18 protein-coding genes are annotated in these 25614 nt (G+C 66.7%); 10 read left to right on the forward strand and 8 right to left on the reverse strand.

Features of this window, described 5'->3' with window-relative positions:
- The first annotated feature begins 3 nt into the window (after positions 1-3).
- From glgA to ACP150_RS17295, 3 genes are read left to right on the forward strand one after another with little or no spacing between them, the layout of a single operon-like run.
- Entirely contained in the window at positions 4-1440 is a 1437-nt protein-coding gene (gene glgA / locus ACP150_RS17285; protein WP_424968107.1) for a glycogen synthase GlgA, read from the forward strand.
- Positions 1437-3536, forward strand: coding sequence for a glycogen debranching protein GlgX (gene glgX, locus ACP150_RS17290; protein WP_424967933.1), 2100 nt, complete (start codon positions 1437-1439; stop codon positions 3534-3536). Before glgA ends, glgX begins: the two co-directional genes overlap by 4 nt.
- Positions 3533-5500 carry a 4-alpha-glucanotransferase gene (locus tag ACP150_RS17295; protein ID WP_424967934.1) on the forward strand — a complete coding sequence of 656 codons (1968 nt, stop codon included), beginning with the start codon at positions 3533-3535 and terminating at the stop codon, positions 5498-5500. The genes glgX and ACP150_RS17295 overlap by 4 nt, the downstream gene beginning before the upstream one ends.
- 16 nt (positions 5501-5516) lie before the next feature.
- Here ACP150_RS17295 and ACP150_RS17300 read toward each other — a convergent pair whose 3' ends face one another.
- Positions 5517-7808, reverse strand: a complete 2292-nt coding sequence (locus ACP150_RS17300) for an adenosylcobalamin-dependent ribonucleoside-diphosphate reductase (protein WP_424967935.1) — start codon at positions 7806-7808, stop codon at positions 5517-5519.
- 141 nt (positions 7809-7949) lie between these two features.
- On the opposite strand from ACP150_RS17300, the gene ACP150_RS17305 reads away from it, so the two are divergent.
- Positions 7950-8381: a DUF1489 family protein gene (locus ACP150_RS17305; protein ID WP_424967936.1), complete on the forward strand. Its 432-nt coding sequence runs from the start codon at positions 7950-7952 to the stop codon at positions 8379-8381.
- 6 nt (positions 8382-8387) lie between these two features.
- Here the strand turns inward: ACP150_RS17305 and ACP150_RS17310 are convergent, their stop codons facing one another.
- The 6 genes from ACP150_RS17310 to hisS are packed head-to-tail and all read right to left on the reverse strand — an operon-like array spanning position 8388 to position 14164.
- The gene (locus ACP150_RS17310; protein ID WP_424967937.1) at positions 8388-8927 is read right to left on the reverse strand and encodes an amino acid synthesis family protein; all 540 of its coding nucleotides are present in this window, start codon (positions 8925-8927) and stop codon (positions 8388-8390) included.
- A 31-nt stretch (positions 8928-8958) separates the two neighbouring features.
- Complete coding sequence (locus ACP150_RS17315) at positions 8959-9999, reverse strand: PLP-dependent cysteine synthase family protein (protein ID WP_424967938.1); 1041 nt, start codon at positions 9997-9999, stop codon at positions 8959-8961.
- A gap of 3 nt (positions 10000-10002) precedes the next feature.
- Positions 10003-10848, reverse strand: coding sequence for a pantoate--beta-alanine ligase (panC, locus tag ACP150_RS17320; RefSeq protein ID WP_424967939.1), 846 nt, complete (start codon positions 10846-10848; stop codon positions 10003-10005).
- Positions 10841-11563, reverse strand: coding sequence for an ATP phosphoribosyltransferase (hisG, locus tag ACP150_RS17325; RefSeq protein ID WP_424967940.1), 723 nt, complete (start codon positions 11561-11563; stop codon positions 10841-10843). Before hisG ends, panC begins: the two co-directional genes overlap by 8 nt.
- The gene (locus ACP150_RS17330) at positions 11560-12666 is read right to left on the reverse strand and encodes an ATP phosphoribosyltransferase regulatory subunit (protein ID WP_424967941.1); all 1107 of its coding nucleotides are present in this window, start codon (positions 12664-12666) and stop codon (positions 11560-11562) included. The genes hisG and ACP150_RS17330 overlap by 4 nt, the downstream gene beginning before the upstream one ends.
- 4 nt (positions 12667-12670) lie before the next feature.
- A complete protein-coding gene (gene hisS / locus ACP150_RS17335; protein ID WP_424967942.1) occupies positions 12671-14164 on the reverse strand; it encodes a histidine--tRNA ligase in 1494 nt (497 codons plus the stop codon).
- Positions 14165-14258: 94 nt separating this feature from the next.
- Here hisS and ACP150_RS17340 point away from each other — a divergent pair, with 94 nt between their 5' ends.
- The gene (locus tag ACP150_RS17340; RefSeq protein ID WP_424967943.1) at positions 14259-14468 is read left to right on the forward strand and encodes a SlyX family protein; all 210 of its coding nucleotides are present in this window, start codon (positions 14259-14261) and stop codon (positions 14466-14468) included.
- A 225-nt stretch (positions 14469-14693) separates the two neighbouring features.
- Here ACP150_RS17340 and dnaE read toward each other — a convergent pair whose 3' ends face one another.
- Positions 14694-18182 (reverse strand): DNA polymerase III subunit alpha, encoded by a 3489-nt coding sequence (gene dnaE / locus ACP150_RS17345; RefSeq protein ID WP_424967944.1) that lies wholly within the window; start codon positions 18180-18182, stop codon positions 14694-14696.
- Positions 18183-18395: 213 nt separating this feature from the next.
- Here dnaE and ACP150_RS17350 point away from each other — a divergent pair, with 213 nt between their 5' ends.
- The 5 genes from ACP150_RS17350 (at position 18396) to ACP150_RS17370 (ending at position 25546) form a co-directional block, all read left to right on the forward strand.
- Positions 18396-19016, forward strand: a complete 621-nt coding sequence (locus ACP150_RS17350) for a J domain-containing protein (protein WP_424967945.1) — start codon at positions 18396-18398, stop codon at positions 19014-19016.
- A 302-nt stretch (positions 19017-19318) separates the two neighbouring features.
- Positions 19319-20716, forward strand: coding sequence for a xanthine dehydrogenase small subunit (xdhA, locus tag ACP150_RS17355; protein WP_424967946.1), 1398 nt, complete (start codon positions 19319-19321; stop codon positions 20714-20716).
- Positions 20713-23067 (forward strand): xanthine dehydrogenase molybdopterin binding subunit, encoded by a 2355-nt coding sequence (gene xdhB, locus ACP150_RS17360; protein WP_424967947.1) that lies wholly within the window; start codon positions 20713-20715, stop codon positions 23065-23067. Before xdhA ends, xdhB begins: the two co-directional genes overlap by 4 nt.
- A complete protein-coding gene (gene xdhC, locus ACP150_RS17365) occupies positions 23064-24014 on the forward strand; it encodes a xanthine dehydrogenase accessory protein XdhC (protein ID WP_424967948.1) in 951 nt (316 codons plus the stop codon). Before xdhB ends, xdhC begins: the two co-directional genes overlap by 4 nt.
- Positions 24011-25546 carry an ABC transporter ATP-binding protein gene (locus ACP150_RS17370; RefSeq protein ID WP_424967949.1) on the forward strand — a complete coding sequence of 512 codons (1536 nt, stop codon included), beginning with the start codon at positions 24011-24013 and terminating at the stop codon, positions 25544-25546. The genes xdhC and ACP150_RS17370 overlap by 4 nt, the downstream gene beginning before the upstream one ends.
- The last annotated feature ends 68 nt before the right edge of the window (positions 25547-25614 follow it).

A 25614-nucleotide genomic window follows, 5' to 3' on the forward strand; every position in this document is an offset into this window, starting at 1 on the left:
GAGATGGACATTCTGATGGTGGCCTCCGAATGCGCGCCCTTCGCCAAGACCGGCGGGCTGGGCGACGTGGTCGGGGCCTTGCCCGCCGCATTGGCGCCGCTGGGCCTGCGGGCGCGGGTGCTCTTGCCGGCGTATCCCGGGCTCTTCCCACTGCTGCCCGGCGGCACGGAGCTGACCCGGATGGGCGGGCTGCCCGGGGGCGAGGGGCGCATCGTCGCGGCCCAGGCCGAGGGGATCGACCTGCTGCTTCTGGACATGCCGCAGCTCTTTGACCGGCCCGGCACGCTCTATCAGGATGAGCAGGGTCAGGACTTCACCGACAACCATCTGCGCTTCGGCGCGCTGTCTCAGGCCGCGGCCCGGATCTGCATGGGCGAGATCGACGGCTATCAGCCGGATGTTCTCCATGCCCATGACTGGCAGGCGGCCTTGGCCCCGGTCTATCTCAAGATGGCCGGGCGCGATCACCCGCGCTCGGCCCTCACCATCCACAACATCGCGTTTCAGGGCCGCTACAACCCGGACACGCTGGGCCCGCTCGGGCTCAATCCCGACTGGTTCCATCCCGAGGGGCTCGAATATCACGGCGATCTCAGCTTCCTGAAAGCCGGGCTCGCCTTTTGCGACCGGATCACCACGGTCAGCCCGACCTATGCCCAGGAGATCCTGACGCCGGCATTCGGCATGGGGCTCGAGGGGCTGTTGCGGGCGCGCAGCAGCGTGCTGAGCGGGCTTTTGAACGGGATCGACATGGCGGTCTGGGATCCGGCGGCGGATGCCGCCCTGCCCCGCGCCTATGACGCGCGCAGCCTGAAACGCCGGGCCGAGAACCGGGCCGAGATCTGCGCGCGACTAGGGCTGGACCCGGAAGATGAGGGGCCGCTCTTTTGCGTGGTCAGCCGGTTGACCAGCCAGAAGGGGCTCGACGCCCTGCTGGGCGCAGTGCCCCATCTGGTCGGGCGCGGCGCGCAGCTCGCGGTTCTCGGCAGTGGCGAGCCTGCGCTGGAACAGGGGTTCCGACAGGCCGCCGAGGCCCATCCCGGGCGGGTCGGCTGTTTCATCGGCTATGACGAGGCGCTTTCGCATCTCTTGCAGGGCGGGAGCGACGCGATCCTGATCCCCTCGCGGTTCGAGCCCTGTGGCCTCACCCAGCTTTACGGGCTGCGTTACGGGACCCTGCCCGTGGTGGCGCGCACTGGCGGTCTGGCCGATACGGTGATCGACGCCAATGTCGCCGCTCTGGCGGCCGAGGTCGCCACCGGCTTTGTCTTTGACGAGGTCAGCGCCGAGGGCATCGCCCGCGCCATCGACCGGGTCGTGGACCTCTATGGGACGCCGCGCCTCTGGCAGAAGCTGCAGCGCGCCGCCATGCGCCACCCGGTGGGCTGGGAAAGCTCGGCCCAGGGCTATGCCGATCTCTATGCGGCGCTGACGCCATGACCTACCACGCCGATGTGTCGGCCCGGTTCGAGCCGGGCAGCCCCCACCGTCTGGGGGCCCATTTCGATGGCGAGGGCACGAATTTCGCCGTGTTCTCAGAACATGGGCAAGCGGTGTTTCTCTGCCTCTACAGCGCCGATGGCCAGCGCGAGGAGCTGCGCCTGCCCCTGCCCGAACGCACGGGCGATATCTGGCACGGCTACCTGCCCGGGCTGCGGCCCGGCGCGCTTTACGGCTACCGGGTGGCGGGGCCCTTCGCCCCCGAACAGGGGCACCGGTTCAACATCCACAAGCTATTGCTGGACCCCTATACCCGCGAGCTGCAGGGCGGGTTCACGGATCACACGGCGACCCTCGGTTACCCGGTGGCGAACCCGGCCCGGGATCTGGCCTTCGACACCACGGACAGCGCGCCCTTCGTGCCGAAATCGGTGGTCTCGGACCCGGCACTCTTTGCCCCGGATGCTACCCCGCTCGGGCGGGACTGGCGCGGCGCGGTGATCTACGAGGCCCATGTCAAAGGCGCCACCATGCGCGCGCCGGAAATCGCCCCGCCCGTGCGCGGCACCTATGACGGGCTGGCCACGCCCCCGATGCTCGACCACCTGACCCGGCTCGGCGTCACGGCGGTGGAGCTTCTGCCTGTGCAGGCAATCAAGTCCGAAGAGGCGCTCGGCCGGCGCGGGCTGGTGAATTACTGGGGCTACAACACCCTGGGCTTTTTTGCCCCCGAGCCGCGCTATTTCGGGCCAAGCGGTGTGCAGGGCTTCCGAGCCATGGTGGACCGGTTCCACGCGGCCGGGATCGAGGTGATCCTCGACGTGGTCTACAACCATTCCGGCGAAGGCGACCATCTGGGCCCGACCCTGTCCTTCCGCGGGCTCGACAATGCCGCCTATTACCGGCTGATCGACGGGCAGCCGCGCTACTATGTGAACGACACGGGCTGCGGCAACACGCTGAATGTGAGCCACCCCTTCGTGATGCGCATGATCCTCGACAGCCTGCGCTTCTGGGTGACGGTGATGGGGGTGGACGGGTTCCGCTTCGATCTGGCCACCACGCTGGGGCGCGAGGCGCAGGGGTTCGATCCGCGCGGCGGGATCCTCGACGCGCTGCGGCAGGACCCGGTGCTCAGCGGCGTGAAACTGATCGCGGAGCCGTGGGATGTGGGCCCGGGCGGCTATCAGCTCGGCAGCTTCTCTCCAGAATTTGCCGAGTGGAACGACCGCTACCGCGACACGATCCGGCGGTTCTGGCGCGGCGATCGGCACAGCGCGCAGGATCTCGGCTCCGCCCTGCTGGGCTCGGCGGATATCTTCGACACCAAAGGGCGGCGGGTCTGGGCCTCGGTCAATTACGCGGCCTCCCATGACGGGTTCACCCTGGCCGATACCACCCGATATGCTGAGCGGCACAACCACGCCAATGGCGAAGAGAACCGCGACGGTCATCACGCGAATTTCAGCGAAAATTTCGGCGTTGAGGGCCCCAGTTCCGACCCCGAGATCCGCGCCAAGCGCGCTCAGCGGCAGCGCAACCTGCTGGCCGCCGTGTTCCTGTCCCAGGGCACGCCGATGCTGCTCTGCGGGGATGAGGGGGGCCATACCCAACAGGGCAACAATAACAGCTATTGCCAGGACAACCCCACAAGCTGGGTGGAATGGGCCGCGCTGGATCCCGAGCTGATCGACTTCACGGCCGCAGTATCGCAGGTCCGCAAGGCGCACCCGGCGGTGCGGCAGCTCGATTTCCTCCACGGGGAGGCGCGCCCGGGCGATGGCAAGCCGGATGTGGAATGGCGCAGCTTTGATGGCGCACCGCTGGACTGGCGGGATCCGGGGCTTGCGAGCCTCTGCCTGCTCCTTCGGGGCAGTGCCGAAAGCGTGGCCGGGGCTGAAATCCGGGACGAGGTGCTGCTGGCTTTCAACCGCACCGATGCGCCGCTCGCGTTGCACCTGCCGCAGGGCGTCTGGACACGGGTGATCGAGACCTCGGTGATGGCGCAAGCGCCGCTGATGATCACCGGGGATCAGGTCGAGGTGCCAGCGCAGAGCCTGTCGGCCTTTGCCAGCGCGCCCCAGCCCGCCCCATGAGCGATCCGGATGCCGATCTGCGCCGTCTGGCCGAGGCGCACGGGGTCTATACGCGGTTTCACGACCTGCAGGGCCACGAACAGACCGCCGCCCCCGACACCCTACGCGCGCTTCTATCCGCACTGGGTGTCCCGGCCCGGAGCCCGTCGGACCTGCGCGACAGCCTCGCGGTTCTGAGCGCGCCGGGCCTTGCCGGGCAATTGCCCGATGAACGGATCCTGCTTGCCGACACGCCCGAGACCCTTGCCTTGCCCGCCCCCTGCGCCTGGGCGCTGATCGACGAACACGGGGCGCTGGCAGCCGAGGGGCGCGGGACGGATACCCTCAGCCTGCCGAGGCTGGAGATCGGGTACTACACCCTGGCCCTGACGGCCGCCGAATGGCGCAAGGAAATCCGCGTTCTCGTCCGCCCCGACCGGGCCCCCGGCCACGCGGAGGCCACGGGTCTGACGCAGTGCTGGGGCGTGACCGGCGCGCTCTACGGAGTGCGCAGCGCGCAGAATGGCGGACTGGGCAGCTATGCCGATCTCGGCACCCTCGCCGAAGGCCTGGCACGGCACGGTGCGCAGTTTCTCGGGATCAACCCGGTCCATGCCCTGGGCTGGGCAGAAACCGAGATCATCAGCCCCTATTCCCCCTCCCATCGCGGATTTCTCAACTGCGATCACATTGCGCTGGAGGGCGGGCTGGGTCCCACGCCCGAGGCCGCCCTGATCGACTACCCCGCGTTTCGTCACGCGCACCGCGCCGCGCTGGAGCCCGCATACGAGGCCGGCAAGGACGACCCGGCCTTTCTGGCCTGGAGGGCCGCTGCCGATCCGGACACCGAGGCCTTCGCGCAGTTCGAAGCCCTGAGCGAACGGCATGGGGCCGAGACCCATCGCTGGCCCGCCGCCGCCCGCAAACCGGGCCAAGGGGCCGCACGCCATGCCGGCGCGCGCGCGGACTTCCACCTCTGGCTGCAATACAAGGCCGAGACCCAGATCCACGCGGCGCAAGGCCGGGCCAAGGGGGCGGGCATGGGGCTGGGCCTCTATCTCGATCTGGCCGTGGGGCCGCGCCCGGACGGGGCCGAGGTCTGGCTCAACGCGGACACCATTGCCACGGGCGTGACGATCGGCGCGCCGCCCGACCATCTCAGCCCCGAGGGTCAGTCCTGGGCGCTTGCGGCCCATGCGCCCACGGCGCTGGCCTCCGCCATGTACTTGCCCCTGCGCAAGATCCTTTGGAACCTGATGTCCACCTGCGGCCTCTTGCGGATCGACCACGCGCTCGGCCTGATGCGGAGCTTCTGGCTCCCCGAGGATGGCAGCCCTGGGGGCTATATCACCCAGCCCTATGAGGCCCTGCTCGCGGTGATCAGCATCGAGGCCGCGCGCACGGGCTGCGTCGTGATCGGCGAGGATCTCGGCCTCGTGCCGGACGGCTTCCGCGACAAGATGCAGGCGGCGGGGCTCTACAGCTATGCGGTCTGGCAGTTCGAGACCGAGGATGATGGCCGCGTGCGCGATACGTCCTCCCTGCCCGAACAGAGCATGGCCTGCTTCGGCACCCATGACACCCCGACGATCTCCGGCTTCTGGCACGGGGTGGATATCGAATGGTGGCACCGGGTCGGCTGGATGCGCGCGCCCGAGCGGGCGGAGCGCCACAGCGCCCGCGCCCATCAGCGCGCCGGGCTGCGCGAGGCTTGCGGGCTGGCCCCCTCCGCCCGGTTCGATCAGGTTCGGGACGGGATCAACCGAGAGCTCGCCGGGGCGCGCTCGGCCATGGTCGCGGTGCAGCTCGATGATGTCTTTGACGTGCAGGAGGCGCAAAACCTCCCCGGGACGATCGATGCCCATCCCAACTGGCGCCGCCGCCTGCCGGTGGATGTCGCAGAGGTCGAGACCGCGCCCGAGCTGACCGCGACCGCGGCGCGGTTTAACGCGCGCGGCACTGCGAAGACCCGCGGGGCTGCCTAGGTCCTGCGCAGCACCGTCAGCCGCATTTCGAGAAGCCGCAATCGGCGCAGGTGTTGCACCCCTCGACCATGCGCAGCGCGAAGGATCCGCAATTGGGGCAGGACGGGCCGCGCGGGGCTTCGCCCACGGCGACGACCTCGGCATGGGGATCGGTTTTCAACCCCATCCCTTCGCCCTCGATGAAGCCGGTGGCGATCATGTGGCGCTCGATCACGCTGCCGATGGCCGCGAGGATCGACGGGACATATTTGCCATCCATCCAGGCACCGCCCCGGGGATCGAACACGGCCTTGAGCTCTTCGACGACGAAGGACACATCCCCCCCGCGCCGGAACACCGCCGACACCATGCGGGTGAGGGCCACGGTCCAGGCGAAATGCTCCATGTTCTTGGAGTTGATGAAGACCTCAAAAGGCCGCCGATGCCCATTGATCACCACATCGTTGATCGTGATGTAGATCGCGTGATCGGTCAGCGGCCATTTCACCTTGTAGGTCTGCCCCTCCAGCGCCTGCGGACGGTCCAGCGGGTCCGAGATATAGACCACATCACCATCGAGCCGCGCCTCCGAGACAGGTTTGACCTCGCCGCTGTCCTCCGCCGTCGCCGGGCTTTCCGACACACTCAGAACCGAGCCCGTCACCGCGTTCGGGCGGTAGGTGGTGCAGCCTTTGCAGCCCTGATCCCAGGCCGCCATATAGACGTCCTTGAAAGCATCAAAGCTGATATCCTCGGGGCAGTTGATGGTTTTCGAGATCGACGAGTCGACCCATTTCTGGGCGGCGGCCTGCATGCGGACATGGTCCTGCGGGGCAAGCGTCTGGGCGTTGACGAAGTAGTCCGGCAGCGGCGCATCCCCTTTCAGGTCGCGCCACATCTGCACCGCGTAATCGACCACTTCCTCCTCGGTGCGCGAGCCATCCTTCTGCAGGACCTTGCGCGTGTAGGAATAGGCAAAGACCGGCTCGATGCCGGAGCTGACATTCCCGGCATAAAGGCTGATCGTCCCGGTCGGCGCGATCGAGGTCAGCAGAGCGTTGCGGATCCCGTGTTCGGCAATCTCGGCACGCACGTCCTCATCCATGGCCTGCATCGTGCCTGACAGCAGATAGGCCTCCGCATCAAAGAGCGGAAAGGCGCCCTTTTCGCGTGCCAATTGCACCGACGCCCGGTACGCGGCGCGGGCGATCGCGTGCAACCAGTGCTCGGTCTGACGCGCCGCCTCCTCGGAACCATAGCGCAGCCCGAGCATCAGCAGCGCATCCGCGAGGCCCGTCACCCCGAGCCCGATCCGGCGCTTGGCGCGCGCCTCGGCCGCCTGTGCCTCCAGCGGGAAACGCGAAGCATCGACCACATTGTCCATCATCCGCACAGCGGTGGCGACCAACCCGTCGAGCTCCGCCCCGTTCAGCTCGGCCGCCCCCGTAAAGGGCTCCGAGACCAGCCGCGCGAGGTTGATCGATCCCAACAGACAGGCGCCATAGGGCGGCAAGGGCTGCTCCCCACAAGGATTCGTCGCGGCAATCGTCTCGCAATAGCTCAGGTTGTTCGCCGCATTGATCCGGTCGATGAAAATCACCCCGGGCTCGGCATAATCATAAGTCGCCTGCATGATCCGGTTCCACAGATCCCGCGCCTGCACGGTCTTGTAGACCTTGCCGTCAAAGACCAGATCCCAGGACCCATCGGACTTCACCGCCTCCATGAAAGGGTCCGTTACCAGAACCGAGACGTTGAACATCCGCAACCGCGCCGGATCGGACTTGGCTGCGATGAACTCTTCCACATCCGGATGATCACACCGCATGGTCGCCATCATCGCCCCGCGTCGCGAGCCTGCGGACATGATCGTGCGGCACATGGCATCCCAGACATCCATGAATGACAGCGGCCCCGAGGCATCCGCCGCGACGCCCTTGACCACGGCCCCCTTGGGCCGGATGGTCGAGAAATCATAGCCGATCCCGCCGCCCTGCTGCATGGTCAGCGCGGCCTCTTTGAGCCCCTCGAAAATCCCGCCCATATCGTCGGGAACGGTGCCCATCACAAAGCAGTTGAAAAGGGTCACGGACCGCTCGGTCCCGGCCCCTGCCGTGATCCGCCCGGCGGGCAGGAACTTGAAATCCTCAAGCGCGGCATAGAATTTCGGCTCCCAGGCCCCTGGCTCCGCCTCGACCTCGGCCAGTGACCGCGCGATCCGGCGCCAGCTATCCTCGACCGTGGTGTCGAGCGGCGTGCCGTCCGCCTCCTTGAAGCGGTATTTCATGTCCCAGATCGTTTCGGAGATAGGCGCGGAAAAACGAGTCATGGCAGCGATTCCCTATGTGCAGCAGCCTCGTAATATACCGCAACATCCGCAGGAGACACAACAGGTTGCAGCGCGGTCTGTCTGCTCTACGATATACGGTGTGTCGCGACCCGTTCTGGGGACGAATCTGGGGATAAGCCTGTGGAAAAGACTGTCCATCTCATCAAACTCTGCGTGGGCGCCGAGAAAGTCGAGGATCTGACCAATTGGCAGGCCTCCGCACGGGCCAAGGGGCCCGACGGCCTGCCGCGCCATGTGACCCGCATGTGGCCCAAACGCAGCGACGAGATTCTCAATGGCGGCTCGATCTACTGGGTGTTCAAGGGCATCGTTCTGGCCCGGCAACGGATCCTGCGACTGGACGAAGTGGTGGGCGCCGATGGCATCATCCGCTGCGGGATCGTATTGGATCCGGAGGTCCACCGGACCGAGGCCGCCCCGAAACGCCCCTTCCAGGGCTGGCGCTACCTCACCCCGCAGGACGCCCCGGCCGATCTCAGCAGCGCCAAGCGCCGCGAAGAAACCCTGCCCCCCAAGCTCGAGATGGCGCTGGCTGAGATAGGGGTACGCTGAGACCGTTCAGCCGCCCTTCGGGCAGCGCGGTTTCGGACGACCGGCTGTTGCATATGCCAAGGCCAGGACGATCTCGTCCGGGCGCGGACCGTCGGGGACAGATACAGTCATCGTGTCGAAATGGTCGAAAGACCAGGCATCGTCCTTGTGACCGAGCGGCAGGTCGATGGCGGTGCCCATCGCCGCCAGCTTCACATTCGACGGGATCACCGCAGCCCCACCTTCCGACGCCGCCCGCATTGGCGCTCCGAGCCGGGGATGCACAACCGCGCCGCCATGCTCCATATCGCCGGCGACACCAACGAGGGCTGCCTTTCCATAGCTCACGGCGGGCGCGCCCAGCGCGGCGACTGCCTCGGCGGCGAGAAGCGCGCCCGCGTCGGCGCCCAAAGCAAAAAGCGGCGTCAGATCTTCAAACACCTGCCCCGCCAGCGGATTTCGAAGCACTGCCAGCGCCGCCACGCGCACCACAGGAGAACACGGCGTTCCCATGGGGTCGGTCCGTATCACCTCGCGCAGCAGAAGTGTCTTTCTGAGCTCGTCCATGATACCTCCTCTGCGGTGTGTGCGGCCTGCGTCAGGACCAGCGATCCAGTTCACCCAACGGGCCCGAAAGATCGCCAAACTCCGCCGCGACCCAGTCCGGGTTGTGGTACGTGTTCAGATACCGCTCCCCCCCGTCGCACATCACCGTCACGATGGACCCACGCTTGCCCGCCGCCTGCATCTCGCCCGCGATCTCGAGCGCGCCCCAAAGGTTTGTCCCCGTGGAACCGCCGACCTTGCGCCCGATCTGTTCGGACAGCCACAGGGTCGTGGCAACCGAGGCCGCATCGGGCACCTGTCGCATGGCGTCGATCACATCGGGCTGGAAAGATTTCTCGACCTTGGGCCGCCCAATCCCCTCGATCCGGCTGGAACAGGCCCGGGTCAGCGTCGCGTCGCGCTGGGTATAGCTGTCGAAAAACACCGAATTCTCGGGATCGACCACCACCAGCCGCGTCGCGTGCCCGCAATAGCGGATATAGCGTCCCAGGGTGGCGGAGGTGCCGCCAGTCCCGGCGCTCATCACCAGCACCGAAGGCACCGGAAAACGCTCCCGCGCCATCTGGCGGAAAATGCTCTCGGCGATGTTGTTATTGCCGCGCCAATCCGTGGCCCGCTCCGCATAGAGGAACTGGTCCATGAAGTACCCGCCGCTCTCGGCGGCGAGCGTGGTGGCCGCGTCATGCATCTCGGGCGCGCTCTCCACGAAATGGCACTGCCCGCCATAGCGGGTGATCTCGGCGATCTTGCTGGGCGCGGTCTTGCGCGGCATCACCGCGACGAAGGGCAGGCCCAGCATCTTGGCGAAATAGGCCTCCGAGACGGCGGTGCTGCCGGAAGACGCCTCGATCACCGGGCGTTCGGGCGCGAGCTTGCCATTGCACAGGGCATAGAGGAACAGCGACCGCGCCAGCCGGTGTTTCAGGCTGCCCGTCGGGTGGGTGCTCTCATCCTTGAGGTAGATGTCCACATCGTACAGGGCGGGCAGCTCGAGCTTGAACAGATGGGTATCGGCGGAGCGTTGGAAATCCGCCTCGATCTTGCGGACGGCCTCATGCACCCAGGCGCTCATGACCTATCTCACCGCCACATTGTCGATCAGTCGCGCGCCCCCGAGCTTAGCGGCCACGAAGACACGCGCCGTGCCCGGCTTGGGCGCCTCGACGATCTGCAGCGTCGTGGCGTCCCGGCATTCGAGGTAATCCACCGTCTTGAACCCGAGGCCCAGCACATCCTTGGCCGCCGTATAGCAGACCCCCGAAGCGCCGTGCCCATGGGCGATCCGCGCCGCCGCGTTGCGCAGGATCTTGTGCATCCCCGGCGCGATGGCGCGTTCTTCCTCGGTCAGGTACGCGTTGCGCGAGCTGAGCGCGAGCCCGTCCTCGGCCCGCACCGTGGGAATGCCGATCACCTCGGTGGGGAAGTTCAAGTCGCGCGCCATCTGCCGGACGACGGCGAGCTGCTGCCAGTCTTTTTGCCCGAAATAGGCGCGATCCGCCTGACCCAGATTGAACAGTTTGGTGACCACTTGTGTGACCCCGTCGAAATGCCCCGGGCGCGTCTGTCCGCAGAGCATATCCGTCAGCCCGCCGACCTTGACCGTGGTGCTGAAGCCATCGGGATACATGATCTCGCGCGTCGGCGAGAAGACCACGTCCACCCCGGCCTCGCGCAGCATTTGCAGATCCGCGTCGAACGTGTCGGGATAGGCGTCCAGATCCTCGTTCGCGCCGAACTGCGTCGGGTTCACGAAGATCGTCACCACGACCTTGGCGCATTCCTCGCGCGCCGCCGCCACCAGCGCCATATGCCCCGCATGGAGCGCGCCCATGGTCGGCACCAGCCCCACGCTCTGGCCCGCGCGCCGCCACATACCCTGCAACATCCGCAGGGAGGCCACATCCCGGATCACGTCAGTCATGGAACACTCCATCCGTCACGTCGTCGCGCCCCAGTGCCGTGCCCAGCGCCTGTAGCGCCGCTCGCGCCGTAGCGTCCCAAGGCGCCATGCGCGACGCGAACAGGGTCGCCTGCGAGCGCAGCACCGGCTCACCCTTGAGGATCTTAAGGTGATTGGCGCGCAAAGTCTCGCCGGTCGAGGTAATGTCGGCAATCGCCTCGGCGGTCAGGTTCGCCACCGTGCCCTCGGTCGCGCCCTGGCTGTCGACAAGCTGGTAATCGGCGACGCCATGCCCGCTCAGATGGGCATGGACGAGACGGTGATACTTCGTGGCGATGCGCAGCCGGAACCCGTGATTGGCACGGAACTGCGCGGCCACCGCGTCGAGATCGTCGAGCGTTTCCACATCGACCCAGCAGCGCGGCACCGCGAGGATCAGATCCGCATGGCCAAAGCCCAGCGCCTCGAGGCTGCGGACCTGCCGCATCCAGTCGGGCAGCTTCTCCTGCACGAGATCCGTGCCGGTCACGCCCAGATGAATGCGCCCGGCGGCCAGCTCGCGCGGGATCTCCCCCGCCGAGAGCAGCACGAGCGAAACGTTGTCGAGCCCGTCCACCGCCCCCGCATATTCCCGATCCGACCCGGTCCGGCGCAGGGTCACGCCATGCTTGCCGAACCAGTCGAAGGTCTTTTCCATCAGCCGCCCCTTGGACGGCACGCCGAGCTTCAGGGTCATCGCAGAGCCTCCTCAAGCGCGGCGACGAGACCGGGGCGGATCACCCCGCCCACCGCCGGGATCGCCCGGCCCTGGCCCAGAACCGAGGTCAGCGCATCATAGCGCCCGCCCGAGGCCACCGGCGCCATATGGGGCCGTGCGCGCGAAAAGATGCCAAAGACGAACCCGTCATAATATTCCAGCGAAGCGCGCCCATAGGTGCCATCGAATTCCAGCGCCGCCGGATCCTCGCCCCGGGCCGACAAGGCCTCCAGCCGGGCCTCCATCTGGTCGAGCGCCGGGGTCAGCGTCGGAAGATCCACCGCGAGATCCCGCAACCGCTCCAGCGCGTTCGGGGCGCTCTCGCGCAGGCGCGAGATATCCTCAAGCACCGAGACCTCCGCCGCCGGGATCGGCGCCGTGTCCTGATCCGCGCGCAACCGGTCGATACGGGCGGTGATCTCCTCGGGGCTGCGCCGGCCCATATCCGGGCCATTGGCGGCAAGCACAGCGGCGACGCCCTTCTCGGCCACCTCCGTGACCAGCGCGGCGCGGCCCTCGGGTTCGGGCAACTGCCCGCCAAACCGGCTCAGCAGCGCGCGGAACCGGCGCGGGCGCCAAATATGGCGCAGCAGGGCCGCCCGACGCTCGGGCGTGGTGGTCAACCCGACAATGGCCGCGCGCAGAATGCCGATATCGCCGATCACCGCCCGGGTTGGCAGATGCGCCAGCTGCACGCGCAACAGGGCAAAGACCTCGGCATCTGCGGCGGCTGGGTCATGGCCGTCAAACACCTCGTAGCCCGCCTGCAGGAACTCGCGCGGGCGCTCGACACCTGCGGCCTGTTTGCGAAAGACCTCGCCCATATAGGCGTAGCGCGCGGGCTCGGCCCCCTCGCTCATGTGCATTTGCACGACGGGCACCGTGAAATCCGGGCGCAGCATCTGCTCGCCCCGCACCGCATCGGCGGTAACATAGGCCCGGTGCCGGATCGTCTCGCCATAAAGATCGAGGAGCGTTTCGGCAGGCTGCAGGATATCCGCATCCACCGGAGCCGCCCCCGCCGCTTGGAATGCCGAGAAGAGCCGCGCGCCGACCGCACGATCCGCTTGGGAAATGGTCATGGCATCAGGCTCCGCGACCGAGGATCGCCTGCACCTCGGCCACCAGGTCCGAGACCGCCACCTCCCGCTGCGCGGGCTGGGATTTCCACTCGTCGAGGCTCGCGCTCGCGGCGATCTGAGCCCCGAGCACCAGATCCTTGATCTGGACCACGCCGCGTGCGGCCTCGTCCGAGCCCTGGATCACCGCCATGGGCGCGCCGCGCTTATCCGCGTATTTGAGCTGGTTGCCAAAGTTCTTGGGGTTTCCGAGATAGAGCTCTGCCCGGATGCCCGCCTCGCGCAGGGTGCCGACCATGGTCTGGTAGTCGGCGATGCGGTCACGATCCATCACCGTGACAATCACGGGCCCCGGGGCTGCGGCCTGCGCCTTGCCCTTGGCCCGCAACGCTGCGAGCAGCCGGTCTACCCCGATGGACACCCCGGTCGCAGGCACGGCCTGCCCGGTGAAGCGCTTTACCAGATCATCATAGCGCCCGCCCCCGGCAACAGAGCCGAACTGCACAGTCTGGCCCTTGTCGTTCTGGACATCGAAGGTCAGCTCGGCCTCGAAGACGGGACCTGTATAGTAGCCAAGACCGCGCACCACGCTCGGGTCGATTTCGATCCGGTCCGCGCCGTAGCCTTGCGCCTCCATCAGCGTCGCGATTGTCTCGAGCTCGGTCACGCCCTCGGCCCCGGCCTTGGACCCGCCAACCAGATCGGCCAGCGCCGCACAGGTCTCTGCCGCGGTGGCACGCTTGGCGGCCATGAAGGCCATGACGCGCTCGGCCTGCGCATCGCTGAGCCCGGCCCCGTCGGTGAAATCACCGCTCTCATCCTTGCGCCCGGCCCCGAGCAGCGCGCGCACGCCCTCGGTGCCCAGCCGGTCGAGCTTGTCGATGGCGCGCAGAACGATGCCGCGTTCGGCGGCGAATTTCTCCGGATCGGACGGGTCGAGAACCCCTGCCGCCTCCATCACGCCGTTGAGCACCTTGCGATTGTTGACCCGCACGATGTAATCGCCGCGCTCGATCCCGACCGCCTCGAGCGCGGTCGACAGCATGGCGCAGACCTCGGCATCGGCGGCGACGCTGGGCGCGCCGACCGTATCCGCATCACATTGGTAGAACTGGCGGAACCGCCCCGGCCCCGGCTTTTCGTTGCGCCAGACCGGTCCCATCGCATAGCGGCGATAGGGGCTGGGCAGATCGTTGCGATACTGCGCGGCGACCCGGGCCAGCGGCGCGGTCAGGTCATAGCGCAACGCGAGCCAGTCGCTTTCCTCCTCCTGCCACGCAAAGACGCCCTCATTGGGGCGGTCCACATCTGGCAGGAACTTGCCCAGCGCTTCGACCGTTTCCACCGCCGAGGTTTCCAGCGGATCGAAGCCATACAAATGATACACCTCGGCAATGCGGTCGAGCATGGCCTTGCGTTCGGTCACGTCAGCGCCGAAATAGTCGCGAAAGCCCTTCGGCGTCTGTGCCTTGGGGCGCGGTGTTTTCTTGGGCTTGGCCATCGAATGGCTCCATTGGGTCTGGTGCGCCCGCGTTTAGCGGAGCAAAGGCACAGGAGCAAGACAAGGGCGCCCGCCAAGAAGGGGAAGCGGAAAGATGTCTCAGGCAGCAATCGACCGGCTGGAGGAGAAACTGGCCTATCAGGAAAAGACCATCGACGAGCTGTCCGAGGTCATCGCCACGCAGGCCCGCCAGATCGACCTGATCGAGGCCCGTCTGCGCCGTCTGATGGAACGCGAAGCCACCCGCGAGGCCGAAGGCACCGGCGGCGTCATCCTCGGCGACGAGCGCCCGCCCCATTACTGAGCCCGGATACAAGAATACCCCGCCTGCGCGGCGAGGTATCCCTTAAGTCACGGTCATCGGCGTCCCCGCCTGTACCGTGCACTGAAATTGCCGCGATTCTGGTTTCTTAAGTCTTAAAATATCCCCGCCGGAGGCACTGGCCGCAGGCCAGTTGGCCCGAGCAAAGCTCGGGCGGATTTTGGGCCTCCGGCGGGGATATTTCCGGACTTAAGCTTGCCGCAAGGCTCAGAGTTCTTCGACCATGGCCACGCCGGACAGGCTTTTGAGTGCGCCCTTGATCTGCGGATTGACCGGCAGGGTCTCGCCCAGAAGGACATCGACCTCTCCGGGCAGGTCGGGATCGACCAAGGCCAGGGTGATCGGGCCGCGGGTCCGGATACTCGGATCTTCGGCCATGCGCCCGAGCAGACCCGCGATGTTGGGGACCGCCTCGTCATTGTCCACGAAGATACGCAATCCCATCATACCCTTGGCATCGGAAACTGCGTCATCAATGGGGGCGGCGGATCTGCAGAGCAGCTTGAGCTGATCCGCCTCCAGGGTCGCCTCCACCGTCAGCACCACATTCTTGCCGGTTTCCAGATGGGGTCGCGCCGTCTCCAGCGTATCGGAGAAGACCGTCACCTCGTAGAGCCCTGTCGGGTCCGAGGCCTGCACGAAGGCAAAGCGATTGCCGCGCGCGGATTTACGCTCCTGCCGCCCGGCCACAGTGCCCGCGATCTTGGCCACGGCCGCACCGCGATCCATCTGCTGGGTCAGGGCCTCGAGCGTCACGACGCCTTTCCGCTTCAGCGCCCCCATATAGTCATCGAGCGGATGCCCCGAGAGGTAGAAGCCCACGGCCTTATGCTCCTCCGCGAGCCGTTCGGCAGGCAGCCAGTCGTCGCAAGGCAGGATCCGCGGCTCCGGCAGGTCCTCGCCCGCTTCGCCAAAGAGCGAGACCTGCGCTGAGGCACGTTGCTCGAAGATCGCGGCGGAATAGGCCACGAGGCCGTCGAGGCTCTGGAAAACCCGCCGCCGGTTGCCGTCGAGCTGATCAAAAGCCCCGGCCCGGGCGAGCATCTCCAGCGGGCGCTTGCCGACCCGTTTCAGATCCACGCGCCGCGCGAGGTCAAAGAGCGTCACGAAGGGCTTGTCGCCGCGCCCCGCCACCACCAGCTCCATCGCGTCGGCGCCGACATTCTTGAGCGCGCCGAGGCCATAGACCAGCTTGCCCTCGGTCACCGAGAAGGTCGCGAGCGAGCGGTTCACGCAAGGCGGCACAATCTCCAGATCGAGCCCGCGCCGCACTTCCTCGGCGTAGACCGCGAGCTTGTCGGTCAGGTGGATATCGCAATTCATGACCCCGGCCATGAACTCCACCGGGTGGTTCGCCTTGAGCCACGCGGTCTGGTAGCTCACCACCGCATAGGCCGCTGCGTGGGATTTGTTGAAGCCGTAATTGGCGAACTTGTCGAGAAGGTTCCAGACCTCCAGCGCCTTGTCCTTGTCGACGCCGTTCTCCTTGGCGCCTGCGAGGAATTTCGGGCGCTCGGCGTCCATCGCCTCCTGGATCTTCTTGCCCATGGCGCGGCGCAGCATGTCGGCCCCGCCGAGCGTGTAGCCCGCCATCTCCTGGGCGATCTGCATCACCTGTTCCTGATAGACGATGATGCCCTGGGTCTCGTCGAGGATGTGATCCACCGTCGGATGCAGCAATTCCCGCTCACTGAGCTTGTTCTTCACCTCGCAGAATTTCGGGATGTTCTCCATCGGGCCGGGGCGGTAGAGCGCCACGAGCGCGATGATGTCCTCGATACAGTCGGGCTTCATGCGCCGCAGCGCATCCATCATGCCCGTACTTTCCACCTGGAACACGGCGACGGTCTTGGCGGCGGCATAGAGCTTGTAGGACGCCTCGTCATCCAGCGGGATCGCATTGATGTCGTTCTCGGTGCCGGGTTTGGGCGTATAGAGCTCGGTGCCATCGGCGGCGATATGCAGGTCCCGCCCACTGGCGAGGATCAGGTCCACCGCGTTCTGGATCACCGTCAGGGTTTTCAGCCCGAGGAAGTCGAACTTCACCAGCCCGGCCTGCTCCACCCATTTCATGTTGAACTGGGTTGCCGGCATGTCCGAGCGCGGATCCTGATAGAGCGGCACCAGCGCATCGAGCGGACGATCCCCGATCACCACGCCGGCGGCGTGGGTCGAGGCGTTCCGCAGCAGCCCCTCGACCTGCATCCCGTATTTCAGGAGCCGGTCCACGACCTCCTCGGCCTTGGCCTCTTCGCGCAGGCGCGGCTCATCGGCCAGCGCCTTTTCGATGGACACGGGTTTGACCCCTTCCACCGGGATCATCTTGCTCAGCCGGTCCACCTGCCCATAGGGCATCTGCAGCACCCGGCCCACATCGCGCACCGCCGCCTTGGACAGGAGCGCGCCGAAGGTGATGATCTGGCCCACCTTGTCGCGCCCGTATTTCTCTTGCACGTAGCGGATCACCTCTTCACGGCGATCCATGCAGAAGTCGATGTCGAAATCCGGCATCGAGATCCGTTCGGGGTTCAGGAAGCGCTCGAACAGAAGCGAATAGCGCAGCGGGTCGAGATCGGTGATGGTCAGCGCATAGGCCACGAGCGAGCCCGCGCCCGAGCCCCGCCCCGGCCCCACCGGGATGTTGTGATCCTTGGACCACTGGATGAAATCCGCCACGATCAGGAAATAGCCCGGAAAGCCCATCCCCTCGATGATCCCGAGCTCGAAATCGAGCCGCTTCTCGTATTCCTCCACCGAGGTCGCATGAGGGATGACCGCCAGACGTTTGGCCAGCCCCTCCTTGGCCATCCGACGCAGCTCGGCCACCTCGTCATCGGCAAATTTCGGCAGGATCGGGTCGCGTTTGTAGGCCTTGAAGGCGCAGCGGCGAGCGATTTCCACCGTGTTCTCGATGGCCTCGGGCAGATCCGCAAAGAGCGTCGCCATCTCGGTCTGGGTCTTGAAATAGTGCTGGTCCGTCAGGCGACGGCGATCAGCCTGCTGGTCCACATACGCCCCTTCGGCGATGCAGATCAGCGCATCATGGGCCTCGTACATGGACTCGTTCGGGAAGTAGGCGTCATTGGTCGCCACCAGCGGCAGGTCCATGGCATAGGCCAACCCGACCATGCCCGGCTCGGTCTCGGCACAGACCGGATCGCCCGGGTGGCGCTGCAATTCCACATAGAGCCGCGTGTCGAACGCCGCCTTGAGCCGCGCCATCAGCGCCTCGGCCTTGGGTTTCTGCCCGGCTGACAGCAGGCGCCCGACCGGGCCGCGCGGTCCGCCCGTCAGGCAGATGAGATCGCTGCTCAGGCTTTCGAGCTCTTCCAGAGTGACCTGAGGCAACTGCCCGCCCTTGTCCACATAGAGACAGGAATTGAGCTTCATCAGGTTCTCGTATCCCCGCTCGGTCTGCGCCAGCAGGACAAGCGGCGCCGGCGCGCGCGGACGCTCCCCGGGGGCGGCGGGGTCGAACTCCAGATCCACCTGACAGCCGATGATCGGCTGGATGCCCGCCTTGGACATCGCCTCCGAGAACTCCAGAGCCGCGAACATGTTGTTCGTGTCGGTCAGGGCGATCGCGGGCATGCCCGCCTTGGCCGTCAGATCCGGCAGCTTCTTGAGCCGCATCGCCCCCTCGAGGAGGGAGTATTCGGTGTGCACGCGCAAATGGATGAATCGGGGATCAAGCATAACAGGAAGTTAGCGCAAGAGATTGCGGGCGGAAAGCGTCAGACCACTCTATTTTGTGGATAATCAAGTGTTAACGCGCGAGCCGGGCATTAACTGTCGGGCAAGAAATCACTGCCCGCGGAGGCCCGTTGCATTTAGTGTGCATTTTAGACGCTTTTGACCCGAACTTGCTTCAAAGCTTCGAACAAACGCAAAGACCTGGATGGATACGACATGATCGACGCAGCTACCAAGACCGCCTTCGCTCTTCTCGGCCTCGCACCGACCACCGATGTCGCCGTGATCCGGAAGGCATGGCGCAAGCTGGTGCGCATCCATCACCCGGATCAGGCCGAGGGCTGCAAGGAAACGGCCAATGCCCGTCTGGCCGAGATCAATGCCGCGTTTGACCTCGTCTGGGTCTGGGCCGAGCAGGGCCCGCGTGCCGCTCAGACCAATCGCGCCGACGCCCAGGCCGAAGCGGCCGCTCGCGCCAAGGCAGACGCCGCGGCGCGTGCCAAGGCCGAAGCCGCTGCCCGCGCCAAGGCCGAAGCCGCTGCCCGCGCCAAGGCAGACGCCGCGGCTCGTGCCAAGGCTGAGGCAGCCGCCCGCGCCCAAGCCGAGGCCGCCGCCCGCGCCAAGGCCAAGGCAGACGCCGCGGCTCGCGCCAAGGCCGAGGCTGCCGCCCGCGCCCAAGCCGAAGCCGCCGCACGTGCCAAGGGCGAGGCCGCCGCCCGCGCCAAGGCCCGCACCGGTGCAGAGATCAGCGCCGCAGCCGTCGCCCGCGCGCGCTTCATGGACGCCCTGTCCGCCTTTGAACCCAAGGCAGCGCAGCGCACCTTTGGGTTTGCCTGATCCCTAAAATTCGACTCAAGCATCGATCAAACCCCAACCAGTTTTGAAAGGGTTTGGTGAGACATCCCGCTCGATCTTGCGCTCCGGTCTCGGGGTTTGACCGGACGCCCCGCGCCCCGGGGGAGATGCCAAAGGATTAGGCATCTGCGCAAAACCATGACAGTCCCGCGCCAAATCTCTTGCAAAGCGCTGTGATCCCCGGTTTCCTGTTCTGGGTTGATCCAAGCATGAGGGGCTGCCTTCTACGCCGCATCGAAGGCCGCAGAACCCTCCCTCTTCAGTAACGCGGCGGGCACATATTTATGGAGACGACGTTTCTTCTGAATGGAGAGACCGTGCGCGTTGCGGATGAACCGGCAACGCGGACCCTGTTGGATTGGCTGCGTGAGCGGCGCGGGCTGACCGGCACGAAAGAGGGCTGCAACGAAGGCGATTGCGGCGCGTGCACGGTGATCGTGACCGATGCGGACGGTCCCAGGACCCTGAATGCCTGCATTCTCTTTCTGCCGCAGCTCGCGGGCAAGGCCGTGCGCACCGTCGAAGGGATCGCCGGACCCGATGGCGGCCTGCACCCGATGCAGGAGGCGATGGTGACCCATCATGGCAGCCAATGCGGGTTCTGCACGCCCGGGATCATCGCCACCCTCGCCTGCGCCCATAGCGCGGGCAAGACCGACTACGCCACCCAGCTCGCCGGCAATCTCTGCCGTTGCACCGGATATGCCCCGATCCTGCGCGCCGCCGAAGCCGCCTCTGATGCGCCAGTGCCGGACTGGATGATCGAGCCGCCTCTGCCCGGACCGGTGTCCGAGGCGCGGGAGGCCACGACAGCGGGCGCGGAGGCGGGCGTGGTGCAGCCACGCTCCTCCGACGCGCTCGCCACATGGTACGCGGACAATCCCAAGGCGACCCTGATCGCCGGGGCAACGGATGTCGGGCTCTGGGTGACCAAGCAGCTGCGCGCGCTGGCCCCCGTCGCCTATCTGTCGGGTTGCGAGGATCTCAAGACAGTTCACACCACAAAGGACCACTGGCAGGTCGGTGCCATGGTGACGATTTCAGAGCTTCTGGAGCTGGTCTGCGACGACTATCCGAGCCTTGCCGAGATGCTCCGCCGTTACGGCTCGGTCCAGGTCCGCAATGCGGCGACGCTGGGCGGCAACATCGCCAACGGATCCCCGATCGGGGACAGCCCCCCGCCCCTGATCGCGCTGGGTGCCACGCTCCATCTGCGGCACCGGGATAAGCGCCGCCAGATACCGCTGGAGGCCTTCTTTCTCGATTACGGCAAACAGGACCGCGCCCAAGGCGAATTCGTCGAGGCGATCACCATTCCCCGGGGCCAGACGGGCTTGCGGGTCTACAAGCTCTCGAAACGGTTCGATCAGGACATCTCGGCGGTTTGCGGGGCCCTCAATCTGGAGCGCGATGGCGACACCATCGCGCGGACGCGCATCGTGTTCGGCGGCATGGCCGGGATCCCGAAGCGGGCCTCCGCGGCAGAACAGGCTCTGACCGGCGCGCCCTGGACCGCCGCCTCTTTCGAGGCCGCGGCAACAGCCCTGTCGGAGGATTTCACCCCTCTGAGCGACATGCGGGCATCTGCCCCGTACCGTTTGCGCACAGCGCAGAACATGCTGCATCGCTACATGGCAGATCTCGACGGGGCGGCGACCTCGCTCGCGCAGGTGCGCCCATGAGCGTCGCCAAACCCCTCCCCCATGACGCCGCCAAGCTCCATGTGACAGGCGCGGCGCGTTATGTGGATGACATCCCCACACCGGCCAATGCCCTGCATCTGGCCTTCGGGTTGAGCGAGATCGCCCATGGCGAGATCACCGGCCTTGATCTGGAGGCCGTGCGGACGGCCCCCGGCGTGGCCTGTGTTCTCACGGCAGATGACCTGCCCCATCACAATGACGTCTCGCCCTCCCCGGCGCCCGAGCCCATGCTCGCCACCGGCAGGGTGCATTATGTTGGCCAGCCCATTTTTGTCGTGGCCGCCGAGAGCCATCTGGCCGCGCGCAAGGCCGTGCGTCTGGCCCGGATCACCTATGCGGAGAAGCCCGCGCTCCTGAGTATCGAGGATGCCATTGCGGCGAATGCGATCTTCGAGGACGCCCCCCGGCACTACACCAAGGGCGATGCCGAGGCCGCGCTGGCCACGGCCCCCAAGCTGATCGAGGGCAGCATCGATATCGGCGGGCAGGAGCATTTCTACCTTGAGGGTCAGGCGGCGCTGGCCCTGCCCCAGGAAGGGGGCGACATGGTCGTCCATTCCTCGACCCAGCATCCGACCGAGATCCAGCACAAGGTCGCCGAGACCCTTGGGGTCCCGATGCACGCGGTCCGGGTCGAGATCCGGCGGATGGGCGGCGGGTTCGGCGGCAAGGAGAGCCAGGGCAACGCGCTGGCCTGCTCCTGCGCGGTGGTCGCGGCCCTGACCGGGCGGCCGGCCAAGATGCGCTATGACCGGGATGACGACATGGTCATCACCGGCAAGCGCCATGATTTCCGCATCGACTACCAGGTCGGGATCGACGACGCGGGGCGCATTCTCGGCCTCGCCTTTGAGCAGTATTGCCGCTGTGGCTGGTCCATGGATCTGAGCCTGCCGGTGGCGGACCGGGCGATGCTCCATGCGGACAACGCCTATCATCTGGAGCATGTCTCGATCCGCTCGCATCGGCTGCGGACGAACACTCAATCCAACACCGCCTTTCGCGGGTTTGGCGGCCCCCAGGGCATGGTCGGGATCGAGCGCGTGCTGGATCATATTGCCTTTGCCGTCGGCCGCGACCCGCTCGACGTGCGGCGCCTGAATTACTATGCGGAGGGGGGCTGTCTGCCCCCCGCTGCCGCTGGCAGCCCCCCCGAGGATATTTCCGGACTTAAGCAGGCGGGCGCGGTTCAGACCACGCCCTATCACATGCCTGTGGAGGACTTCGTCCTGCATGGATTGACGGATCAGCTGGCGCAGCAGGCCGAGTACGGCGTGCGGCGGGCGCAGATCCGGGCTTGGAACGAGACGAGCCCCCTGATCAAGCGGGGTCTCGCCCTGACCCCGGTAAAATTCGGGATCTCCTTCACGCTGACCCATCTCAACCAGGCGGGCGCGCTGGTGCATGTTTACCAGGATGGCTCGATCCACATGAACCATGGCGGTACCGAGATGGGACAGGGCCTGTTCCAGAAGGTCGCGCAGGTCGCCGCAGCGCGGTTCGGGGTCGATGTCGGCGCGGTCAAGATCACCGCAACGGACACGGGCAAGGTGCCCAACACCTCGGCCACGGCGGCCTCCTCGGGCTCGGATTTGAACGGGATGGCGGTGCAGGCGGCCTGCGACACCATTCGTGACAGGATCGCGGAGTGCATCGCCCCGGATCTGCAGGCGCGACCCGAAGACATTGTGTTCGAGGGCGGCATGCTGCGCGCGGGTGGGGCCGAGATCTCCTTCCCGGAGGCGGTGCAGAAGGCCTACATGTCCCGAGTCAGCCTCTCGGCGACGGGGTTCTACAAGACGCCCAAGATCGTCTGGGACCGGATCAAGGGGGAAGGTCGGCCATTCTACTATTTCGCCTATGGGTCCGCCCTGACCGAGGTCGCGGTAGACACGCTGACCGGCGAGTACCGGATTTTGCGCACGGATATCCTCCATGATGCCGGGGCGTCCCTGAACCCCGCCCTGGATGTTGGCCAGATCGAGGGCGGGTATGTGCAGGGTGCGGGCTGGCTCACCATGGAAGAGCTGGTCTGGGACAAGGCCGGACGGCTCAGGACCCATGCGCCCTCCACCTACAAGATCCCGGCGGTCGGGGATACGCCGCCTGTGTTCAATGTCGCGCTCTGGGAAGGTTCGAACCACGAGGAGACGGTCTATCGCTCCAAGGCGGTGGGGGAGCCACCGCTGATGCTGGGGATTTCGGCGCTGATGGCGCTCTCGGATGCGGTGGCGGCCTGCGGCGACGGGGCGCTTTACCCCGCGCTTGACGCGCCGGCGACGCCGGAGCGGGTGCTCTGGGCGATTGAGCGCGTGCGGGGCGCGGCATGAGCCTCGATCCGGACGCCTTGCGCGCGGCGATCGCCGCCCATGGGCCGGTGGCCCGGGTCGTGGTGGCCGAGATCCGGGGCTCGGTGCCGCGCGAGGTCGGGGCGGCCATGCTCGTTTGGGAAGGCGGCCAGTCGGGGACCATCGGAGGCGGCGCGTTGGAATTCGAAGCCGCCGCACGGGCGCGGGAGAGCTGGACCGACCGGCTCGACCCGATCCCGCTCGGGCCCGGACTGGGCCAGTGCTGTGGCGGGGCGGTGACCTTGTTGACCGAGATCTACGACGCGCAGCGCGTGGCCGAGCTCGACGCGCCTCTGTCCATGCGCCCCCTGCCCGGCACCACCGGAGACGCGCCGCTGGCCCTGCGGCGGGTGTTGGCAGACGCCCGCGGACAGGGACAGGTTCCCACACTGCTGTTGCGCGATGGCTGGGTGGCGGAGGCCGTGGCGCCCCCGCAGCGGCCCCTCTGGATCTATGGGGCCGGGCATGTGGGGCGCGCGCTGGTCCATACGCTCGCCCCGCTGCCGGATCTGGCGATCACCTGGGTGGATACCGGGCAGGATCGCTTCCCGGAAGCCGTGCCCGCTTGCGTCTCTTGCCTGCCGGCCCCGGACCCGGCCGCGGCGGCGCGTCTGGCCCCACCGGAGGCGGCCCATCTCATCCTGACCTATTCCCACACAATCGACCTCGAGCTGTGTCACGCCCTGCTGCAGCAGCCCTGCGCCGGGATCGGGCTGATCGGATCGCAGACGAAATGGGCCCGCTTCCGGTCCCGGCTGGCGCAACTGGGCCATGGGCCTGCCCAAATTTCGCGCATCACCTGTCCAATCGGCGATCCGAGCCTCGGCAAACACCCGCAGGCCATTGCCGTGGGTGTCGCCGCCAGCCTACTTTCCGAGCAGATGATGAAAAGACCCGCACAGACACCGCCCCGCGAGGCCCGCGCGTGACCTCGCTGCTGACCGTTGAGCACTTGACCAAAGCCTATCCGGGCGTGGTCGCCAATGATGACGTCTCTTTCGAGATTGCCCAGGGCGAGGTCCATGCCCTGCTGGGCGAGAATGGCGCGGGCAAATCCACGCTCGTCAAGATGATCTACGGGCTCGTGCGTCCGGATAGCGGCGCCATGACCCTGCGCGGCGCTGCCTTTGCCCCGCCTGAACCCCGGATTGCGCGCGCCTCGGGCGTGGCCATGGTGTTCCAGCACTTCAGCCTGTTCGAAGCACTGACCGTCGCCGAGAACATTGCGCTGGGGATGGAGGATCCGCCCCGGATGCGCGATCTGGCCGCCCGGATCACGGAAGTCAGCCACGCCTACGGCCTGCCCCTCGATCCGGCGCGCCTTGTCGGCACGCTCAGCGCGGGCGAGCGCCAGAGGGTAGAAATCATCCGCTGCCTGCTGCAGGATCCGAAGCTGCTGATCATGGATGAGCCGACCTCGGTCCTGACCCCGCAGGAGGTCGAGATCCTCTTCGCCACTCTGAACAAGCTGCGCGATGAGGGCACGGCGATCCTCTATATCTCGCACAAGCTCGAAGAGATCCGCAGCCTCTGCGACAGCGCGACGATCCTGCGGCTGGGCAAGGTGGTGGGCACTTGCGACCCGCGCGAGAGCTCGGCACGCGAGCTGGCCGAGATGATGGTGGGCAAGACCCTGCAGCAGACGAAATCGGCAGGCAACGCCCATGGGGAGCCGGTGCTGGAACTGCGCAACCTGTCCCTGCCCGCCGCCACGCAATTCGGCACACCCTTGCGCGACATCAATCTGAGCGTGCGCGCGGGCGAGGTGCTGGGCATCGGCGGTGTCGCGGGCAATGGTCAGGATGAACTGCTGGCGGCCATCTCGGGCGAACGGCGGGCCGAGGATGCGATTTTCCTCCATGGCAAGCCGATCAGCGCGGCGGGCCCCACGGCGCGCCGCCATCTCGGCGTGCTCAGCGGTCCGGAGGAACGGCTCGGCCATGCCGCTGCCCCGGATATGAGCCTGACGGAGAACGCCCTGCTCACGGGATCCGTGCGCGAGAACCTGACTCGCAAGGGCTTTCTCGACTGGGGCAAGACCCGGGCCTTTGCCGAGCGGATCATCGCAGAGTTCGATGTCCGCACCCCTGGGCCGGGGGCTGCGGCCCGCGCGCTTTCGGGCGGCAACCTGCAGAAATTCGTCATCGGACGCGAGGTGTTGCAACGCCCCGAGGTGCTCGTGGTGAACCAGCCGACTTGGGGCGTCGATGCCTCGGCCGCCGCCGCCATCCGGCAAGCGCTGCTGGATCTCGCCGCGGGCGGCACGGCGCTGGTGGTGATCAGCCAGGATCTCGACGAGCTGATGGAGATTTCCGACACCTTCGCCGCCCTGAATGGCGGACGGCTGAGCGCCAAGGTCCCCGCCGCCGGGCTGACCGTGGACCAGATCGGCCTGATGCTGGGCGGGGCCCATGACATGGACGCGCCCGCCAAGGATGCCGAGGCGGTGCTTCATGGCTGAGCGCACCCCCTGCTATCTTAAGTCCCTAAATATCCCCGCCGGAGGCTCCTGCCCGCGCAGCCCGATCC

Origin of the sequence: Dinoroseobacter sp. S375, from assembly GCF_049800775.1 — a bacterium.
Lineage (GTDB): Bacteria > Pseudomonadota > Alphaproteobacteria > Rhodobacterales > Rhodobacteraceae > Dinoroseobacter.

What these genes read in the sequence shown, in the direction of transcription:
- ACP150_RS17300 (WP_424967935.1), bottom strand. Translation starts at nt 7,808, where the DNA reads ATGACTCGTTTTTCCGCGCCTATCTCCGAAACGATCTGGGACATGAAA.
- ACP150_RS17315 (WP_424967938.1), bottom strand. Translation starts at nt 9,999, where the DNA reads ATGAGCGCCTGGGTGCATGAGGCCGTCCGCAAGATCGAGGCGGATTTC.
- ACP150_RS17340 (WP_424967943.1), top strand. Translation starts at nt 14,259, where the DNA reads ATGTCTCAGGCAGCAATCGACCGGCTGGAGGAGAAACTGGCCTATCAG.
- glgA (WP_424968107.1), top strand. Translation starts at nt 4, where the DNA reads ATGGACATTCTGATGGTGGCCTCCGAATGCGCGCCCTTCGCCAAGACC.
- xdhA (WP_424967946.1), top strand. Translation starts at nt 19,319, where the DNA reads ATGGAGACGACGTTTCTTCTGAATGGAGAGACCGTGCGCGTTGCGGAT.
- ACP150_RS17330 (WP_424967941.1), bottom strand. Translation starts at nt 12,666, where the DNA reads ATGACCATTTCCCAAGCGGATCGTGCGGTCGGCGCGCGGCTCTTCTCG.
- panC (WP_424967939.1), bottom strand. Translation starts at nt 10,848, where the DNA reads ATGACTGACGTGATCCGGGATGTGGCCTCCCTGCGGATGTTGCAGGGT.
- glgX (WP_424967933.1), top strand. Translation starts at nt 1,437, where the DNA reads ATGACCTACCACGCCGATGTGTCGGCCCGGTTCGAGCCGGGCAGCCCC.
- dnaE (WP_424967944.1), bottom strand. Translation starts at nt 18,182, where the DNA reads ATGCTTGATCCCCGATTCATCCATTTGCGCGTGCACACCGAATACTCC.
- xdhC (WP_424967948.1), top strand. Translation starts at nt 23,064, where the DNA reads ATGAGCCTCGATCCGGACGCCTTGCGCGCGGCGATCGCCGCCCATGGG.
- hisS (WP_424967942.1), bottom strand. Translation starts at nt 14,164, where the DNA reads ATGGCCAAGCCCAAGAAAACACCGCGCCCCAAGGCACAGACGCCGAAG.
- xdhB (WP_424967947.1), top strand. Translation starts at nt 20,713, where the DNA reads ATGAGCGTCGCCAAACCCCTCCCCCATGACGCCGCCAAGCTCCATGTG.
- ACP150_RS17295 (WP_424967934.1), top strand. Translation starts at nt 3,533, where the DNA reads ATGAGCGATCCGGATGCCGATCTGCGCCGTCTGGCCGAGGCGCACGGG.
- hisG (WP_424967940.1), bottom strand. Translation starts at nt 11,563, where the DNA reads ATGACCCTGAAGCTCGGCGTGCCGTCCAAGGGGCGGCTGATGGAAAAG.
- ACP150_RS17350 (WP_424967945.1), top strand. Translation starts at nt 18,396, where the DNA reads ATGATCGACGCAGCTACCAAGACCGCCTTCGCTCTTCTCGGCCTCGCA.
- ACP150_RS17310 (WP_424967937.1), bottom strand. Translation starts at nt 8,927, where the DNA reads ATGGACGAGCTCAGAAAGACACTTCTGCTGCGCGAGGTGATACGGACC.